11 protein-coding genes are annotated in these 14,635 nt (G+C 75.1%); 5 read left to right on the forward strand and 6 right to left on the reverse strand.

Annotated features, from left to right (window positions below; genetic code table 11):
* Positions 1-176: 176 nt before the first annotated feature.
* The gene (locus tag Q3W71_RS08245; RefSeq protein WP_302918654.1) at positions 177-2,057 is read right to left on the reverse strand and encodes a M14 family metallopeptidase; all 1,881 of its coding nucleotides are present in this window, start codon (positions 2,055-2,057) and stop codon (positions 177-179) included.
* Positions 2,058-2,270: 213 nt separating this feature from the next.
* Here Q3W71_RS08245 and Q3W71_RS08250 point away from each other — a divergent pair, with 213 nt between their 5' ends.
* The gene (locus Q3W71_RS08250; protein ID WP_302918655.1) at positions 2,271-3,623 is read left to right on the forward strand and encodes a C39 family peptidase; all 1,353 of its coding nucleotides are present in this window, start codon (positions 2,271-2,273) and stop codon (positions 3,621-3,623) included.
* A 75-nt stretch (positions 3,624-3,698) separates the two neighbouring features.
* On the opposite strand, the gene Q3W71_RS08255 is transcribed toward Q3W71_RS08250, so the two are convergent.
* From Q3W71_RS08255 to mqnE, 3 genes are all read right to left on the reverse strand, one after another.
* Positions 3,699-3,980, reverse strand: coding sequence for a DUF4229 domain-containing protein (locus Q3W71_RS08255; protein WP_302918656.1), 282 nt, complete (start codon positions 3,978-3,980; stop codon positions 3,699-3,701).
* 94 nt (positions 3,981-4,074) lie between these two features.
* Positions 4,075-4,497: a hypothetical protein gene (locus tag Q3W71_RS08260; RefSeq protein ID WP_302918657.1), complete on the reverse strand. Its 423-nt coding sequence runs from the start codon at positions 4,495-4,497 to the stop codon at positions 4,075-4,077.
* Between the two features lie 23 nt (positions 4,498-4,520).
* Positions 4,521-5,690 carry an aminofutalosine synthase MqnE gene (mqnE, locus tag Q3W71_RS08265; protein ID WP_302918658.1) on the reverse strand — a complete coding sequence of 390 codons (1,170 nt, stop codon included), beginning with the start codon at positions 5,688-5,690 and terminating at the stop codon, positions 4,521-4,523.
* Positions 5,691-5,930: 240 nt separating this feature from the next.
* Between mqnE and Q3W71_RS08270 the strand changes: the two genes are divergently transcribed.
* The 4 genes from Q3W71_RS08270 to Q3W71_RS08285 all read left to right on the forward strand — a co-directional run bounded on the left by Q3W71_RS08270 (position 5,931) and on the right by Q3W71_RS08285 (position 12,547).
* Positions 5,931-7,475, forward strand: a complete 1,545-nt coding sequence (locus tag Q3W71_RS08270; protein WP_302918659.1) for a C40 family peptidase — start codon at positions 5,931-5,933, stop codon at positions 7,473-7,475.
* A 160-nt stretch (positions 7,476-7,635) separates the two neighbouring features.
* Positions 7,636-9,804, forward strand: a complete 2,169-nt coding sequence (locus Q3W71_RS08275) for a hypothetical protein (protein WP_302918660.1) — start codon at positions 7,636-7,638, stop codon at positions 9,802-9,804.
* A gap of 199 nt (positions 9,805-10,003) precedes the next feature.
* Positions 10,004-11,821: a DEAD/DEAH box helicase gene (locus Q3W71_RS08280; RefSeq protein ID WP_302918661.1), complete on the forward strand. Its 1,818-nt coding sequence runs from the start codon at positions 10,004-10,006 to the stop codon at positions 11,819-11,821.
* Between the two features lie 99 nt (positions 11,822-11,920).
* Positions 11,921-12,547: a putative glycolipid-binding domain-containing protein gene (locus Q3W71_RS08285; RefSeq protein WP_302918662.1), complete on the forward strand. Its 627-nt coding sequence runs from the start codon at positions 11,921-11,923 to the stop codon at positions 12,545-12,547.
* A 122-nt stretch (positions 12,548-12,669) separates the two neighbouring features.
* Here Q3W71_RS08285 and Q3W71_RS08290 read toward each other — a convergent pair whose 3' ends face one another.
* Together Q3W71_RS08290 and Q3W71_RS08295 are read right to left on the reverse strand one after the other, a co-directional pair.
* Positions 12,670-13,761, reverse strand: coding sequence for a PLP-dependent cysteine synthase family protein (locus Q3W71_RS08290; RefSeq protein WP_302918663.1), 1,092 nt, complete (start codon positions 13,759-13,761; stop codon positions 12,670-12,672).
* A gap of 22 nt (positions 13,762-13,783) precedes the next feature.
* Positions 13,784-14,611 carry an SDR family oxidoreductase gene (locus Q3W71_RS08295; RefSeq protein ID WP_302918664.1) on the reverse strand — a complete coding sequence of 276 codons (828 nt, stop codon included), beginning with the start codon at positions 14,609-14,611 and terminating at the stop codon, positions 13,784-13,786.
* Positions 14,612-14,635: the final 24 nt, after the last annotated feature.

The following is a 14,635-nucleotide window of genomic DNA, read 5'->3' on the forward strand; positions in this document are numbered from 1 at the left end:
GTCGGTAAGACGGTAGCGCACCGCTCCGACGTGCCCGTCTCCTGACGGACGGATCGCCGCCGGCCGGCCGTCCGGCCCGCGCTGCGGCGGGTCACCGGCGGCCGTCCGGCGGCGATATGTCCCGGATCGGGCTGGTGGGTGGGGCCCCGCCGGGGGCGGAACGGGGCCCCACCCGGTCAGGAGCTGGTGATGGTGACGTTGTCCACAGCCGCCTCGACCAGGCTGGCGCCGGAGGCGTCCGCGGCCTCGACCAAGATGCGCACCGACTGCCCGGCGTACGGGGTGAGGTTCAGGTTCGCCACCGCCCAGGAGCCGTTGCGGTTGGTGGCCGCCCCGGACTGGGTGAGCAGGGCGGTGGTGCCGCCGTTGTGCACCACGCTGACCCGGAAGTAGTCGGCCGAGGAGGCGTTCGACCCGTGCGCCAGGTACCAGGCCAGCGAGAGGGTCAGGGTGCCCGAGGACGGCAGGGTCACCGCCGGCGACCGGGCGCTGGTCACGCCGCCGTCGACGTCGTAGTCACCCGCCCCGGCGCCGGCCAGCCGGCCGGTGACCAGGTCGTTGCCGCCGGCGTACGGGGTGAGCTGCTTGGCGCCGCTGGAGGTGGTCGCCTGGGCGGCGCCCCGCTCCCAGACCCCGAGGGTCGCGGTGTCGGTGCCGTTCGGGTTGGTGGTCCACCCGGTGGCGGTCTCGAAGGTGTCCGACCAGACAGTGGTGCCGCCGCCACCGCCGCAGTACTGCGCCTGCTTGCCGATCACCCGGTACGGGCAGTCCGCGTACTCGCTGAGCAGCAGCACCGCCTCCCGGTTGCGCGAGGTCTGGGCCGGGATCACCTCGTCGGGCGGGTAGAAGCCGCCGCCGGAGGCCGAGCCCGGGTACATCTCGAAGGTGTACGCCCAGATGCCGTGCGTGCCCCACATCCAGTCGATGCTGTCGCCGTCGGTGATGTAGAGGTCGCTGGACTGCTGCGGGGTGTAGCCGTTGGTGTTCGCCATCTGCTGGCCCAGCGTGGCGAAGGTGTCGTACTGGTCGGCGGTCATCCCGGGGGCGGTGTTGTTGTACGTGTAGCCGAACGGCCAGAGCACCAGCTGCGAGTAGGTGTGGAAGTCGATGTTGGCCTTGATCTGCTGCACCCCGCCGACCACCCGGCTGTTGACGAAGTCGCGCAGCGCCCGGGTCTCCGGTGCGGAGAACGCCGACGGGCCGCGGTAGGTGTCCGACGAGGTGGAGCCGGACGACCCGCCGCAGCAGCCCCACTGGAAGGACCAGTTGCGGTTCAGGTCGGTGCCCACGTACGAGGAGCCGCTGTTCGGCTGCCGGTTCTTCCGCCAGGAGCGGTAGGAGCCGGTGGCGATGTCGTACTCGCTGCCGTCCGGGTTCACCGTCGGCACGATCCAGATCTCCCGGCTGTTGACGATGCCGGTCACCCGGGAGTCGGAGCCGTAGCTGTCGGTGAAGAGGTTGAGCAGGTAGATCGCCATCTCCACGGTGAGGTGCTCGCGGGCGTGCTGCTGCGAGTTGAACAGGATCTCCGGCTCGTTCTCGTCGGTGCCGACGTTGTCGGAGATCTTCACCGCCATCAGGTCCCGGCCCTCGTACGAGCTGCCGATGCTGATCTTGCGGGCGATGGTCGGGTGGTCGGCGACCACCTGGTTCACCACCGCGGTCAGCTCGGCGTAGTCGTGGTAGTTCGAGTCGGCCGGCGGGAAGGCCGCCGTGCCGACGTCCCCCTCGGCGTGGCTGTGGCCGTGGGCCGACGGAGCCGGGACCGCCTCCAGCCGGAAGCCGAGCCGGGTGATGGCGGCCGCCTCGGCCGGGGTGGCCGAGACGTTGAGCACGCCGTGCTCGACGTAGTCGATCGCGGCGCCGGTGCCGGCGACCGCAGTGCGGTCCGCCACCGTACGCGGGCCGAGCACCCGGTAGGACGTGGCGGCCGGGCCGGCGTCGCGGTCCGGTTCCGGCCGGGCGGAGGCCGGTGCGGCGGCGACGGTGAGCAGTCCGAGCCCGAGGGCGACGGCGAGCGCCAGCCGCCGGCGCGGGGTCGTGGTGCGGAAGGCCATGGACAACCTCCTCGGAGGGCGGGAGATCCCGCACGGTGGGGGACACTCCACCACCAGTCACATGGTCATATCAATATTCATCGCTGTTTGGTCCATGCCAGCCGGATCCTCACACCGGCAAGGATTTTCCATCTCTCGACCTATGGCGAAACTTCCTTGCGGGCGGGACACTGACCGGCAACGATGCCCCACCTCCTTCCCTGTGGAGTAGCGATGCCCAGAAGACGTCTACGCGCGGCCGCCCTCGCCGGGGTCACCGCGCTCGCCCTCCTCGGCACGACGGCACCCGTCAGTGCCGCGCCGGTCGCGGCCCCGGCCGGCCGCCCGGTGGTGCACGACGAGCAGATCACCTTCCACGAGTGGTCGCGGTACCCCGACTGGCGTCGGGGCACCCACACCGGCACCCGGGCCGTGCCCGGCGCCCACCCGGGCCTCACCCTGGCCCGGCCGGCCGGCACCACCGACTACACCGACCCGCACACCGGCACCACCCGGAGCTGGGAGTACGCCACCTGGACCTCGCCGCTGACCCAGGTCGGCTTCGACGCCACCGAGCTGATCGCCTCGTGGAACGCGGACACCCCGGCCGGCACCTGGATCCAGGTGGAGTTGCAGGGCACCTACAACACCGGCGGCCAGACCCCGTGGTACGTGATGGGTCGGTGGGCCGAGGGCGACGCCGACATCAAACGCACCAGCGTGAACCGGCAGGGCGACCCCTGGTCGACCATCTGGACCGACACCTTCAGCATCGACGACGCCGCGGCCGGGGTGCTGCTGCGGGCCTACCAGCTGCGGGTCACCCTCTACCGGGCGCCCGGCCAGCACGCCGCGCCGGTGGTGCGCACGCTGGGCGCGATGAGTTCCACCGTGCCGGACCGGTTCACCGTCGAGCCGAGCGCCGGCGGGATCGCCTGGGGCATCGAGCTGCCGGTGCCGCGCTACTCGCAGAACGTCCACACCGGCCACTACCCCGAGTACGACGGCGGCGGTCAGGCCTGGTGCTCCCCCACCTCCACCACGATGGTGATCGAGTACTGGGGCCGGAAGGCGTCCGCGGAGGACACCGCCTGGGTGGACCCGACCTACCCGGACCCGACGGTCAACCACGCCGCCCGGATGGTCTACGACTACGCCTACGACGGCGCCGGCAACTGGCCGTTCAACACCGCGTACGCGGCCAGCTTCCCCGGCCTGGAGGGGCGGGTCACCCGGCTGCACTCGCTGGACGAGCTGGAGCGCTTCATCGCCGCCGGTATCCCGGTGGTGACCAGCCAGTCCTTCCTCGCCAGCGAGCTGGACGGGGCGAACTACGGCACCTCCGGGCACCTGTTCGTGGTGGTCGGCTTCACCGCCGACGGCGACGTGATCGTCAACGACCCCGCCTCGTCCAGCAACGACGTGGTCCGCAACGTGTACTCCCGGGAGCAGTTCGAGCAGATCTGGCTGCGGACCAAGCGGATCAACGCCAGCGGCGGGGTGTCCGGCGGCTCCGGCGGCGTGGTCTACCTGATCAAGCCGGAACGCCTCCCCTGGCCCACGGTCGCCGGCTCCACCAACTGGTGACCTGACCCCGGGTCTTTCCCGTCGTTCAGGAGGTTCGCGTCGTCCCGGTCCGTCCGGGCGGCGCGGACCTCCTGGTCACTTCGGCTCGGGGCGGCCGCCGGAGTCGTCGGGCTGGTCGTCGCCGGCGAGGGCGGAACGGAGGCGTTCCTTCTCGGCGCGGCGCCGCTCGGCGGCGGCGGCCATCTCCTCGGCCATCTCGTCGCGCCAGCCGCGCAGCAGGAAGAACGAGGCCGCGGCGGAGAAGGCGAGCGCCAGCATCAGCTTCAGGAAGACGTTCATGTCGACCAGCCAGAGCGCCGCCAGCACGAGCACGAACAGGCCGATCCGGCCCAGCGTGTACTTGACCGCCGCGCTCACCGGTTCACCTCGGTCCGCGACCGCGGCGTCCGCGCACTCCTCGCACCCACTTCTCCCACTCCGTTCATCGCCGCCGGGAGCACCGGCGGAAGCCTCAGCCCGTCCGGCGGGCCAGCCAGCGCACGCCCGGGAACCACACCACCGCGTAACCGACAGTGAACGCCGTCGCGGCCAGCGCACCGGAGGCCAGCGGCGGCAGGCCGGCGACCAGGCCGGCCACCACCAACCCGGCGACCACCCCGACCGCGGCGGCCAGCAGCGCCGCCACCACCCGGGCCGCGCCGAACTCCCAGGCCCGGAAATCGTCCCAGAACAGCCAGGCCGGCAGGATCACCGCCAGCCAGCCGTTGGCCCGGCCGAAGTCGCCGCTGCCCACCAGGGCGAACGCCCAGTCGAAGAGCACCAGCGCCAGCACGCCGATGACCAGGCCGGCCAGGCTCACCCCGAGCAGGTCGCCCAGGGTACGGATGCGGCCCTCGGCGTCGCGCCGGGGGAAGCCGCTCTGCTGCTCGGTCATGGCCTCTAGAGGGTACGTGCCGGTCAGGCCCAGACCCGCTGCGGCTCGGCACGCCGCTGCGCCAGCGACGGCGCGGCGTCGTACTCGCGGACCACCTCGTAGCGGGTGTTCCGCTCCACCGGCCGGAAGCCGGCGTCCCAGATCAGGTGCAGCAGGTCGTCCCGGTGCATGGTGTTCGGGGTGCCGTACGCGTCCGCGTCGTGGGTGATCTTGTATTCGACCACCGAGCCGTCCAGGTCGTCCGCGCCGAAGTTGAGGGAGAGCTGGGCGACCGACAGCCCGTGCATCACCCAGAAGCACTTCACGTGCGGGACGTTGTCGAACAGCAGCCGGGAGACCGCGAACGTCTTCAGCGACTCGGCCGGCGAGGCCATCGTGGTCCGGTCCTGGATCCGGTTGCGGATCTTGCCGTCCGCCGAGTCCACGAAGTCGTGCTGGTAGCGCAGCGGGATGAAGACCACGAAGCCGCCGGTCTCGTCCTGGAGCTCGCGCAGCCGCAGCACGTGGTCGACCCGGTGCCGGGGCTCCTCGATGTGCCCGTAGAGCATGGTCGACGGGGTCTTCATGCCCTTCGAGTGGGCCAGCCGGTGGATCCGCGACCAGTCCTCCCAGTGGCAGGCGTGGTCGACGATGTGCTGCCGGACCTCCCAGTCGAAGATCTCCGCGCCGCCGCCGGTCAGCGACTCCAGGCCGGCGTCCATCAGCTCGTCGAGGATCTCGTCGGCGGTCAACCCGCTGATCTTCTCGAACCACTGCACCTCGGTCGCGGTGAACGCCTTCAGCTTGACGTTCGGCAGGGCGGCCTTCAGCTCGCGCAGCACCTTCGGGTAGTAGCGCCAGGGCAGGGTCGGGTGCAGGCCGTTGACGATGTGCAGCTCGGTGAGCTGCTCGTCCTCCATCTCCTTGGCCTTGCGGACCGCCTCGTCGATGCGCATCGTGTACGCGTCCTTCTCGCCCGGCTTGCGCTGGAACGAGCAGTACGCGCAGGAGGCGGAGCAGACGTTGGTCAGGTTCAGGTGCCGGTTGACGTTGAACATCACCCGGTCGCCGTTGAGCTCGGTGCGCCGGTGGTGCGCCAGCCGCCCCAGCCAGGTCAGGTCGTCGCTGTCGTAGAGGGCGATGCCGTCCTCCCGGGTCAGCCGCTCCCCGGCGTACACCTTCGCTTCGAGCTCACGCTTGAGTCCGGCGTCCATCGACAGCCACGTCCCCTTCCACCTGCGGTCCGGGACCGAGCCTACGTCGCCCGCACCGGCCACCGCCGGCACGGTCGGTGCCGGGTGCCCCCGCTCACCGAACTCTCAGCCGGCTGTTACCTGGCCACGCATCGACATCGCTGTCTCCGTGCGGTAAGACAGATTGGGACGCGACACACACTGGTAGCGTCCGCACGGCCGCGCCCACAAGCGCGGAGAGAGCACCGGACGGGGAGCGGAATGGTCGACAGCGGGCGCGGGCGGCGACACGGACGACGGCGGCGCCCGGTGATCTCACCGGTGCTACGGCCGGCGCTCTGGTCCGCCCTGCTCGGCGCCGTCGCCGCCGCGGTCCTGGCCAGCCCGTCGTACGCGGAGCCGGGGCTGCCCACCACGGTCCCCGACAGCGGCGCCCGCCCGACGTACACCGGGGCGTTGCGGCTGCCCGGCGGCGCGCCCGTTCCCGGCCTGCCCGGCACTCCCGGCGCGCCGGTGTCCAACCTGGGCAGCGGCCCGCTGGCCAGCCAGATCTACGCCGCCGAGGCGCGGATCGGCCAGCTCGGCGACCAGTTGCTGCTGTTGCGGCAGAAGCGCACCGAGGCGGAGACCCAACTGGTCACCGCCAAGCGCGACCTCGACCTGGCCCGGGACGCGCTCGCCCGGGCCCAGCAGGGCGCGGACGACGCCGCGGCCGACGCGTTCAAGGCCGCCGCGGCCCTGCCGCCCGGCGGGTTCGCCGGCGACCTGCACGACCTGAACCGGCTCTCCCGGATCACCCGCGGGGAGAAGGCCGAGGGGGGCACCACCGCCGCGGCCGGCGAGCTGTCCCGGGCTCGCACCGGCGAGCAGGTGGCCTACCAGGCCTGGCTGGCGGCCGACTCCCGGGCCCGCGGCGCCCAGCAGGAGTTCACCACCACCGAGCAGAGCCTGCGCGCCGAAGAGGCCAAGCTGCTCAAGCTGCGCAAGGACAACGCCGCGCAGCTGATCGAGCTGGAGAGGCAGCAGGAAGCGGCCGAGCAGCGGCTCGGCGCGGGCTACCTCGCCAACGAGACGGTCGACGGGCTGGCGGCGCACCCGATGGCGCTGGCCGCGGTGGCGTACGCCAAGGCGCAGCTCGGCGACCCCTACCTCTGGGCGGCCGAGGGGCCGGACCGGTTCGACTGCTCCGGCCTGATGTGGGCCGCGTACCGCTCGGCGGGCTACAAGGCCCTGCCCCGGGTCTCCCGCGACCAGTACTACGCGACCCGCTCCCGCACCGTGGCCCGCACCGCGCTGCTCCCCGGCGACCTGCTCTTCTTCGCCTCGGGCAGCAGCTGGACGAGCATCCACCACGTGGGCATGTACATCGGCGGCGGCAAGATGGTGCACGCCCCGACCACCGGCGACGTCGTCAAGATCTCCACGGTCCGCTGGTCCCGGTTGTACGCGGCCACCCGGGTGATCGGCGCGGTGCCCGCGCCCACCACCCCGAGCCCGACGCCGAGTCCGACGCCGAGCAAGCCGGCCACCCCGACGCCGAAGCCGACCGAGTCGAAGCCCCCGAAGACCAGCGAGCCCACCCTCCCGCCGCGGCCGACGCCGGCCAGCCCGTCACCGTCGCCCACCGGCAGCACCTCGCCGAGCGCCAGCGGCTCGCCGTCGACGTCGGCCCCGGCCGACGACACGGCCACCTCGGCGCCGGCCAGCGCCAGCGCGTCGTCCAGCGGGGAGGCGGAGTCCAGCCGCGAGGCCGAGCCCAGCGGCAGCACGACGAGCGGTTCGGCGACGCCCAGCGCGGGTAACTGAGCCAGCGCTCCGCCGCCGTCGCGCGGACGGCACGGGCGCGTACCGGCGCGGAACGGACTCCGGCTGTGCGGCCGGGGCGGAATGTGGCACGGTGACACTCAGGCACGCCCGGACCCCTCGCCGCGGATCCGGGCGCGAGCGTGGCGCGGAGGGCGAGCACATGGCCGATCAGCAGGTTCCGGCGGAGCCGGTCGACGACGTGCCGGCCCCGGCCGACCGGGCCGGGGTGACGGCCCGGAAGCCCGTGCCCGCCACCGACCAGTCCGCCCCGGCGAGCCGGGACGACCGGACCGGCGCCGACGACGGGATACCCGCCCAGCGCACGCCCCACGAGCAGTCGGCCACCGCCGAGCCGACCACCGACAACGCCGGAAAGCCCGGTCCCGCCCCCGCCGACCCGGCCGGTGTCGAGGAGGCCGAGCCCGTCGCGGCGGAGCGGGCCGGATCGACCTCCCAGGAGGCCGCGCCGACCGCCGGGGAGCCCGCGGAGGCCGGCGGAGACGCTGCGCCGACCGCGATCGACCAGGCCGAGCCGGTAACCAGTGAAAGCGCCGGCCGGGCCGCCGCCGAGGACCCGACGCCGGCCGCCGCCACGACCGTCACTCGGGCCGAGCCGACCGGCGAGGAGGGCGCGCCGGCCGCGCCCGGTGACGCCGAACCGATCGCCACTGACACCACCGAGCCGGAAACCCCGGAACGCGCCGCACCGGCCGCCGCCGACGACTCCGCACCCGCCGCCACGGCCGCGCCGGCCGCCTCCCAGGCCGAGCCGGCGGACCCCGAAGGCCCCGGACCCGACACCGCCGACGACTCCAGCGCCGCCAGCGCCACGGACGCCGACCCGGCGGCTGAAGAGCGGGCCGCCCCTGACACCGTTGCGCCAGCCGCCGCGGATGACGCCCAGCCGGCGGCCGTGGACGCGGCAGAACCCGCCGGGAGTGCGCCGGACCCGGCCGACCGGATCGGCGCCGGGGCGGTGTCCGGCGGGGCCGCCCGGGCGAGCGCGCGGGTGAGCGTCGCGGCTGTGGTCGCCCCGCCGGCGGGCGGCGCGCCGCCCAGCGGCGCGGGGGCCGCCACCACCTACCGGGCGACCGCGTCGGTCACCCCGGCCGCCGTTCCGGGCCAGCGCGCCGGCACCCCGGCCCGCGCCAGCGCCGCGGTCCCCGGAGCCAGCCGGATCGCGGCCGGCGAGGCGGAGCGGTCCGCCGGAGCCCGCGCCGGCACGGCGAAGGTCTACCAGGCCGCGCCGGTCAACCCGGAACCGCCGGAACCCGCCCAGCCGCCGGAGCCGGCCCAGCCGCCGAAGCCGCCCACGCCCGAGCCGGAACCGGCACCCGCGCCCGTGCCGCCGGTGCCCGGGCCGACCCCGCCCGCACCGAGCCCGCCCGTGCCGCACCCGACGCCGCCGACCCCCGGGCCCTACCCGCCCGGCCCGGTGCCACCGAAGCCGGGACCGACCCCGCCCGGCCCCCTGCCGCCGCCCGGGCCGCCGGCGCCGCCGCCCGGCCCGCCGGTCCCGCCGCCCCCGCCGCCGCCCGGCCCGATGCCGGCCCCGCCGTTCCCGCCACCGCCGGCCACCGCCGCGCCGGGACAGTCGCCGGCCTTCACCGGGCGGGCGACCGCACCCGTCGCCGCGCCGGCCCCGCGCGGCGCCGCACGGGTCCCGGCGGCCCCCGTCTCCGCGGCACCGGCCGCCGCCGTGCCCACCTCCGCGCCGCCGGCCCCCGCGCCGGGCCCGGCCGCGCCGTCCTACGGCCCGCCCGCCACGCCGCCGTCGGTGTCCGCACCGCCGGCCGCCGGGTCACCGGACGCGCCGCCGGTCTCCGGGCCACCCGCCGCTGCGCCGCCCGTCGTACCCGCGCCGGCCCTGCCGGCCTGGCCGCCGCCGGCCGCGCCCGCCGACCGCCGGGGCGACCGGTCCGGCGGGCCGGAGCCGACGGTGCCCGCCGGTGCCGCCGCCTGGTCGGCCGCCGGCCCGGCCAGCGCCCCGGCGGCCAGCCCGGCCAGCGCCCCGGCCGCCCGCCAGCCCGGCCGGTACGACGGCGGGCCGGACCTGGCCGGCACGGTCTACGGCGCCGGCACGGAGGGGCCCGGCTTCACCACCGTCGCCTTCCCCGCCGGCAACCCGTTGGAGAACTCCGGCTCGCTGACCGGGCACATCCTGGCGCAGGGCTGGGCCGAGTCGCCGGCCGCCGAGCGGTCCAGCACCACCCGGGTGGTGATCGTCCTGGCGGCCGCGCTGGGCCTGCTGGTGGCGATCAGCGTGCTGGTCGTGCTGCTCGCCAACGACGCCATGGACGGGCTGGTGGGCGGCATCCTGACCAAGTGACCAGCACTGCCGGGGTGATGGTGAGCCCGCCCACTACGGCTCCGCGTCACCGTGGCGGTCCGGTCGTTCCGCCGTACACTTGTGGAGATCACTGACCCGGCGCGCGTCCTGCGCGCCCATGGGCGATCTTGCGGGCGATTCGGCGGCGGTGAGCCGCGACCGGCCATCGCGAAGATGCGCCCCGCTCGAAAGGCATTTCTTGACCACCTTTGCTGATCCCAGCACGTTTCCGTCCGCCTTCGACGCCCCCACCGGAGACTCCACCGAATCGGCCGCCGCGGTGACCGCCGCCGAGCCGGCCGCCGCGACGCCGGCCCCCGACTTCGCCGCGCTGGGGCTGCCCCAGCCGCTGGTCCGCGCGCTCGCCCGGCAGGGCATCACCACCCCGTTCGAGATCCAGCGCGCCACCGTGCCGGACGCGCTCGCCGGCCGGGACGTCCTCGGCCGGGGCCAGACCGGCTCCGGCAAGACCCTCGCCTTCGGCCTGCCGGTGCTGGCCCGGGTCGCCGCCGGGGAGCGGGCCCGGCCGCTGCACCCCCGGGCCCTGGTCCTGGTGCCGACCCGGGAACTGGCCATGCAGGTCAACGACGCGCTGCTGCCGCTCGGCAAGGCGGTCGGCGTGTTCCTCAAGACCGCCGTCGGCGGGGTGCCGTACGACCGGCAGATCGACGCGCTGCGGCGCGGCGTGGAGATCGTCGTGGCCACCCCGGGGCGGCTCGGCGACCTGATCGAGCGGGGCGTCTGCAACCTCGACGACGTCGAGGTCACCGTGCTCGACGAGGCCGACCAGATGGCCGACATGGGCTTCCTGCCGGAGGTCACCGAACTGCTCGCCAAGACCCCGGCCGGCGCGCAGCGGCTGCTCTTCTCGGCCACTCTGGACGGTGACGTCGACGCGCTGGTCAAGCGGTTCATGACCGACCCGGTCACGCACTCCACCGCGCCGCCGACCGCCGCGGTCTCCACCATGGACCACCACCTGCTGCTGATCCCGCCGCACGACAAGTTCCCGGTGGCGGCGTCGATCGCGGCCCGGGATGGCCGGACCATGGTCTTCGCCCGGACCCAGCTCGGCGTGGACCGGCTGGTCGAGCAGCTGGCCGCGGTGGGCGTACGGGCCGGCGGGCTGCACGGCGGCAAGACCCAGCGGATGCGTACCCGCACCCTGGCCGAGTTCCGTGAGGGCCGGATGAACGTGCTGGTCGCCACGGACGTGGCGGCCCGGGGCATCCACGTGGACGGCGTGTCGCTGGTGCTGCACGTCGACCCGCCGAAGGACCCGAAGGACTACCTGCACCGGGCCGGGCGCACCGCCCGGGCCGGCGAGTCGGGCGCGGTGGCCACCCTGGTCCTGCCCAAGCAGCGCCGGACCACCCTCGCCATGCTGGAGAAGGCCGGCGTGGAGCCGGCGCAGACCCGGGTGCGGGCCGGCGACCCGGCGCTCGCCGAGCTGACCGGCGCCCGCGAGCCGAGCGGCGTGCCGGTGCGCAACGAGCCCGAGGAGCCGCGCCGGCACGGCGACCGGCCCGGCGGCCCGCGCCGCTTCGGCGACCGCGACGGCCGGGCGGAGCGCCGCTTCGGCGACCGGCCGCAGGGCGAGCGCCGATTCGGCGACCGCCCGAGCGACGGTCACGGCGGGCGGAGCGAACGACGCTTCGGCAGCCGGCCGGGCGACGAGCGCGGCTACGGCGCCCGCAGCTTCGAGGACCGGGGCGAACGGCGCTACGGCGACCGACCGCAGGGCGAGCGCCGCTACGGCGACCGCCCGACCGACGGCCGCGGCTACGGCGCCCGCGGCTTCGAGGACCGGGGCGAGCGACGCTACGGCGACCGGCCGCAGGGCGAGCGGCGCTACGGCGACCGCCCGACCGACGGCCGCGGGCACGGGGACCGGCCGCAGGGCGAGCGGCGCTACGGCGACCGGGGCGGGTTCCGGCCGGAGGGCCGGGGCCGCGACGACCGGCCGCGCGACGACCGGCGCGGCCACAGCGGCCGGCCGCCGGCGCGTACCCACTGACCCTGTCCACGAGCCGAAACGCCGCCGCGGAGCCGGAGCTTCGCGGCGGCGTTCGCGCATGCCCTGCCGACGTGGGCCGGGTCGCGTAACGTCCGGCTCATGCCGACCATGCCGAAGTCGCTGTTCTGGACCCGGACGGACACCGCCGGCGCCGAGCACGCCCGGTTCGACGACACCCGCGGGTTGACCGCGCGGGGCACGCAGCTGGCCGTGGACCCGATCCCCTACACCTGCCGCTACCAGCTGGCCACCGACGAGGGGTGGGCGAGCACCCGGCTCGAGATCGAGGTCGAGGGGGCGGGCTGGCTGCGCAGCGTACGCCTGGAACGGGCGGCCGACCGGTGGCGGGTGACCACCGCCGAGCAGGGTGACCTGGACGGCGCGCTGACCGCCGCCGGCCACCCGCCGGCCGGGCTGCCCGGCACCGACGACCCGGACCGGCTGGCCGACGCGCTCGACATCGACCTCGGCGGTTCGGCGCTGTTCAACATCCTGCCGGTACGCCGGCTCGGGCTGACCGACGCGCCGCCGGACACCGCGCGGCGGATCACCGTCGCCTGGGTGCTGGTGCCGAGTCTCCAGGTGGTCCCGGCCGAGCAGGTCTACACCGCGCTGGGCCCGGGCCGGGTCCGCTTCGCCAGCGACACCTTCACCGCCGACCTGGAGCTGGACCCCGACGGATACGTCCTGCGCTACCCCGGCCTCGCCGAGCGCGCCACCGCCTGACCCGCCCCTCGCCCCGCGCCGGCCGCCGAGCCGCTCGTTCACCGAAAGAGTGGCCATTTCCCAGGGAATGGCCACTCTTTCTCTGTTCGGGCAGCGCCAGCGGGCGCGGGGGGCGGGCGGGGTCAGGCGGGCCAGGCGCCGGTGGTGAGGAAGCGTTCGACGGTGGCCAGGTGGGGGGCCAGGTCGAGGCCCTGGGCGGCCACCCAGGAGTCGGCGTAGTAGGTGTCGGCGTACCGGTCGCCGGAGTCGCAGATCAGGGTGACCACCGAGCCCTGCCGGCCGTCGGCGAGCATCCCGGCGATCAGCCCGAACGCGCCCCAGAGGTTGGTGCCGGTCGAGCCGCCCACCCGCCGGCCGAGCACCGCCGAGGCGGCCCGCATGGCGGCCAGCGACGCGGCGTCCGGCACCTGGACCATCCGGTCCACCACCGAGGGCAGGAAGGACGCCTCCACGCTCGGCCGGCCGATCCCCTCGATCCGGGAACCCCGGCCGGTGCGCACCGACCAGTCGGCCGCCTGCCAGGCGGGGTAGAACGCGGAGTTCTCCGGATCGACCACGCAGAGCTTGGTGGGCAGCCGGCGGTAGCGGGCGTACCGGCCGATGGTGGCGCTGGTGCCGCCGGTGCCCGCACCCACCACGATCCAGGCCGGCACCGGGTGGCGTTCCAGGGCGAGCTGCGCGTAGATCGACTCGGCGATGTTGTTGTTGCCCCGCCAGTCGGTGGCCCGCTCGGCGTAGGTGAACTGGTCCATGAAGTGCCCGCCGGTGTCCTCGGCCAGCCAGCGCGCCTCGACGACCACCCGTGCCGGGTCCTCGACGAGGTGGCAGCGGCCGCCCTGGAACTCGATCTGGGCGATCTTCTCCGGCGAGGTGGAGGCCGGCATCACCGCGATGAACGGCAGCCCGAGCATCCGGGCGAAGTACGCCTCGGAGACCGCCGTCGAGCCGGAGGAGGCCTCCACGATCGTGGTCTCCGGGCCGATCCAGCCGTTGCAGAGCCCGTACAGGAAGAGCGAGCGGGCCAGCCGGTGCTTCAGCGAGCCGGTGGGGTGCACCGACTCGTCCTTCAGGTAGAGGTCGATCCTCCACTCCCTGGGCAGCGGGAAGGGCAGCAGGTGGGTGTCGGCGGACCGGTTGGCGTCGGCCTCCACGGTGGCGATCGCCTCGGTCACCCACGCCCGGCTGGCCTCGTCGCACCGGTCGAGATGAGTCACGCCGGAAACCTAACAAGGCCGGTCAGGGCCGCTCCGCGCCGCCCCGGCGGCGCTGCCGGCGCTGACCGGCCCGGCCGACGGCCCCGATCACCGGGGTCAGCCCGACGGCGAGCCGGGGCAGCGTGTCCAGCAGCCGCACCTGCGCGCCGCGCCAGCGCGGCAGGCTGACCACCGGCCGGGGCCGCCGGGCCAGCCGGACGGCCCGCGCGGCCACCCGCTCCGGCGTGAGCAGCGTGCCGGTGAAGGAGACCGCCGCGCCGGGGTCGTCCAGCCGGTCGTGCAGCATCGGCGTCCAGATCCCGTCCGGGCACAGGCACGACACGTGTACGCCCCGGTGCCCGGCCGCCCGCAGGTCGGCCAGGGTGCCCAGGCTGAACGCGAGCAGGGCGTGCTTGCTGGCCGCGTAGACGGTCTCGCCCGGTGCGGCGATCAGCCCGGCCAGCGAGACGACGTTGAGCACGTGCCCGTGCCCCTGGGCGCGCATCAGCGCCAGCGCGGCCAGGGTGCCGTTCATCGCGCCGAGGGTGTTCACCTCGACGATCCGCCGCCGGGTCGCCGCGTCGTGCGCCCACGAGGGCCCGGTGACCAGGATCCCGGCGTTGTTCACCCAGAGCCCGAGGCCACCCCGGTCGGCCGCCTCGGCGGCCACCGCCGCGCAGGCCGCCTCGTCGCGGACGTCGAGCGGGCGGGACCAGCCACCGAGCGGGGCGGCGGCCTCGGCCACCGCGGCGGCGTCGAGATCGGTGAGGAGCACCGGCCAGCCGTCGGCGTGCAGGGCGGCGGCGAGCGCCCGGCCGAGGCCGCCGGCGGCACCGGTCACCACGGCGGCTCCGGGCGCGCTCGGGCTCATCGGCGCACGCTACCGCCGCCGCCC

This window comes from Micromonospora sp. C28SCA-DRY-2 (assembly GCF_030519475.1).
Lineage (GTDB): Bacteria > Actinomycetota > Actinomycetes > Mycobacteriales > Micromonosporaceae > Micromonospora.

Bases quoted from the DNA above. Each gene is read 5' to 3' on its own strand.
- Q3W71_RS08295 (WP_302918664.1), bottom strand. From the start codon at position 14,611: ATGAGCCCGAGCGCGCCCGGAGCCGCCGTGGTGACCGGTGCCGCCGGC.
- Q3W71_RS08285 (WP_302918662.1), top strand. From the start codon at position 11,921: ATGCCGACCATGCCGAAGTCGCTGTTCTGGACCCGGACGGACACCGCC.
- Q3W71_RS08275 (WP_302918660.1), top strand. From the start codon at position 7,636: ATGGCCGATCAGCAGGTTCCGGCGGAGCCGGTCGACGACGTGCCGGCC.
- Q3W71_RS08270 (WP_302918659.1), top strand. From the start codon at position 5,931: ATGGTCGACAGCGGGCGCGGGCGGCGACACGGACGACGGCGGCGCCCG.
- Q3W71_RS08250 (WP_302918655.1), top strand. From the start codon at position 2,271: ATGCCCAGAAGACGTCTACGCGCGGCCGCCCTCGCCGGGGTCACCGCG.
- Q3W71_RS08260 (WP_302918657.1), bottom strand. From the start codon at position 4,497: ATGACCGAGCAGCAGAGCGGCTTCCCCCGGCGCGACGCCGAGGGCCGC.
- mqnE (WP_302918658.1), bottom strand. From the start codon at position 5,690: ATGGACGCCGGACTCAAGCGTGAGCTCGAAGCGAAGGTGTACGCCGGG.
- Q3W71_RS08245 (WP_302918654.1), bottom strand. From the start codon at position 2,057: ATGGCCTTCCGCACCACGACCCCGCGCCGGCGGCTGGCGCTCGCCGTC.